This window comes from uncultured Limnohabitans sp. (genome assembly GCF_937889215.1).
Lineage (GTDB): Bacteria > Pseudomonadota > Gammaproteobacteria > Burkholderiales > Burkholderiaceae_C > Limnohabitans_A.
Map to the genome: position 1 here is coordinate 1 of NZ_CALBEX010000338.1, position 2,579 is coordinate 2,579.

The 2,579-nt window shown below is 64.4% G+C and carries 4 protein-coding genes; all 4 read right to left on the minus strand.

All coding sequences use genetic code 11. From position 1 onward, the window contains the following. Positions 1-231 precede the first annotated feature (231 nt). Entirely contained in the window at positions 232-516 is a 285-nt protein-coding gene (locus Q0341_RS08635; protein WP_299512164.1) for an EscU/YscU/HrcU family type III secretion system export apparatus switch protein, read from the minus strand. After that, complete coding sequence (locus tag Q0341_RS08640) at positions 513-1,649, minus strand: hypothetical protein (RefSeq protein WP_299512168.1); 1,137 nt, start codon at positions 1,647-1,649, stop codon at positions 513-515. Before Q0341_RS08640 ends, Q0341_RS08635 begins: the two co-directional genes overlap by 4 nt. Before the next feature lie 19 nt (positions 1,650-1,668). Further along, on the minus strand, positions 1,669-2,238 hold the full coding sequence (locus Q0341_RS08645; RefSeq protein WP_299512170.1) for a hypothetical protein: 570 nt from the start codon (positions 2,236-2,238) through the stop codon (positions 1,669-1,671). A 29-nt stretch (positions 2,239-2,267) separates the two neighbouring features. Further along, positions 2,268-2,579: hypothetical protein (locus Q0341_RS08650; protein WP_299512172.1), on the minus strand; the 312-nt coding region annotated here is incomplete at its 5' end.

The window sequence follows — 2,579 nt, forward strand, 5'->3', positions numbered from 1 at the left end:
AAAGGCCGCGACCTACGGGGGAGTGTCGGACCTGAAGGCCGCGACCTACGGGGGGCGTTGGGTATCCGTAGGTCGGCGCCTTCAGGTCCGACATGGGTGGTGCGCCAACGCCGCATGAAATGTCGCTTCGCGAGGGGATAGGTGTCGGACCTGAAGGCCGCGACCTACGGGGGATGTGTCGGACCGTAAAGGCCGCGACCTAGGGGAGGTGTCGGGCCTCAGGGTCGCGATTTATGGGGCTGGGTTTTTTTCGTCGCCGGGGCGCATGCCTTTGAGCCAGTAGACCCAGGACAGGATCACCGCCACGGCGGTGTACAGCTCGGGCGGGATTTCTTGGTCCAGGTCGATGCGGCTGAGCAAGGCCAGCAGCTGCGGGTCTTCGGCCACGTACACGCCGTGGCGTTGGGCTTCGTCGATGATGCGCTGGGCCAGCTCGTCCTCACCCTTGGCGCTGATGACCGGGGTTTTGCGCTTGCCGTATTCCAGGGCAATGGCTTCTTTGAGCGGGGCTTTCATGTTTGCACGTCCAGCAAACTGCCCGTCTCGGGTGGGCTCCAGGGCATGGGCTCGGCGGGGCCGGGGCCATGAATCACTTGCAATCGGGTCATGTGCAGCCCGGCGCTGTCCAGTTCTTCTTCCAGGTTGGGCGACATGTCGCGGGCGCGTTGCACCACGTCTTCGCGCAAGGCCCACATCACCATGTCCACCTCGGTCTCGCTGCTGATGCGCGTTTGCAGCCAGATCTCGCCCAAATCGCGGTTGCGGGTGTGCAGGTGGATCACCAAGGGCGCTTTTTCTTCGCCCGGCGGGCGTCGGCCCCGCACAAAACGCAGCGCCACCGGCTCGGCGTCTGCAAACGGCAGCATTATGGAAAACACCCACTCCCGGCCCGTCAAGGTTTCGGCCGCCGTGAGTTGGCGCGATTCGATGTCGTCGACCGCATCCTGAATGCGGCCCAAGCCCTCACCGCCGGTGGTCTGCAGCCAACGCAAGAGTTGTCGCAAGCCCGATTTCAGGTCCACCGCACCCTGGCCTTGGCCTTGGCCATTCAAGAGCAAGGCCTCGGTCATCCAGCCGCTGCGTTGCATCAGCTGTTGCAGTTTGGCGGGCGTCAGTTGGGCCATGCTCGGGCGCATGTTTTGCCATTGCTGCAAAGCCGCCAGCCCGGGCGTGGCCGGGCTCAGGTTTTGCATCAAAGTGTCAAGTCCGCCCGGTCGCAGCAACTGCGCCAAGGCCGCCATGTCGGGCGGTCTGAAACCCAGCTGCTGCATGCGGCCGGGCAGCAAGGCCTCGGCCGTTGCCGCACCTGCAGGCCCTGCGGCCCCTGCGCCTGTCTGCGCCTGCAAGGGACGTAACCAAATCGAGCCGTCGTTTTGCACCTGCACACGAAACAAAGCCGTGTCGCCCGAGGCCAGCCTCAGCCCTGCGGGCAGCTCTTTGGGCAGGTCAATGAAGCGCCCGGCTTGGGCCGGGTCTTGCAGGTTCAACCGCAGCCGATCAAGGCGGGCCTCGACCGTGGTCTGCACCACTTGCCCGTCGCGCAAACCCAGCTCTGCTGCCGTGCGTTCCACCACCAAAGGCAAACGCCCCTCCAAAAAAATGGTCGGGGTTTTGGGGTTCAGGTGGGCGGTTTCCGCCCCGGTGATCATGTGCTGGCCCGAATCGGCATCAAGGAAAGCGCACCCAGCGGCGCTTGTCGCCAGCGCTGTGCTGGCCCGATGTGCCCGACGCGCCCACCGCATCTGCCTCAAACAAAGCCGCTGCCGCCGGGGTTTGTTGCACCATCATTTGGCGCAGCGCCGCCATGCTGGGCACTTGCAGTGTGCTGCCCGATCGGATCAAGTGAACCGAACCCGTGGGGAAGGCCTGGGGGTTCAGCGTCACAAAGGCTTTGCGCAAAAAGTCTACTTGCAAAGGCAAATGGGGCAAAGCCCTACGGATCACGCGGTCCAGGGTTTCGCCCCTTTGCACCGTGACGGTTTGTCCTTGCACAGCTGGGCCTGCCTGGGCCGCCGATGCGCTGTCACTGGTTCCCCCGGCCATGGCCTGCATAGGCGCAGACGAAGGCACGGCAGACCCCAGCAAAACCTTGAGGGCTGAAGCCGACGCGGCCGCATTGTCTGCGGCCAAAGCGGTGCCAGGCCCGCTGGCCCAAGCACAGCCCAGCCACACGGCGGCCCAAAAGTGCCAAGTGCGCGGCGCAAACCAAGTGCGAGAAATCAAAGAAGCAAAAGACATGGTGACATCCTGGGTCAAGGTGAAGGCGCTCACAAAGGCAATGCCATCCACGGGCCCTGGCTGGTCAACGCGGGGCCGGCCAAGGGTTGAAGTTCGGTACGGTGCGGGCCCACCTTGACCACTTGGGCCAACGCCAAATGCTGGGCTACCCCCGCTTCCAGCATGCGGCTGGGCACTTGGCTGGGGTTCATCAGCAACACCCGGTCACCAGGGCGCAAGCCACTGTCCACGCCCGCTTGCAGCTCCAGTTGCTTAGCGCCATTTTGGCGGCGCACATGGAACTGCACCGGCTCGCACGCGCTGCGTTTGTCCAACTGCGCCACCCAGCTTTGCATGTGCGC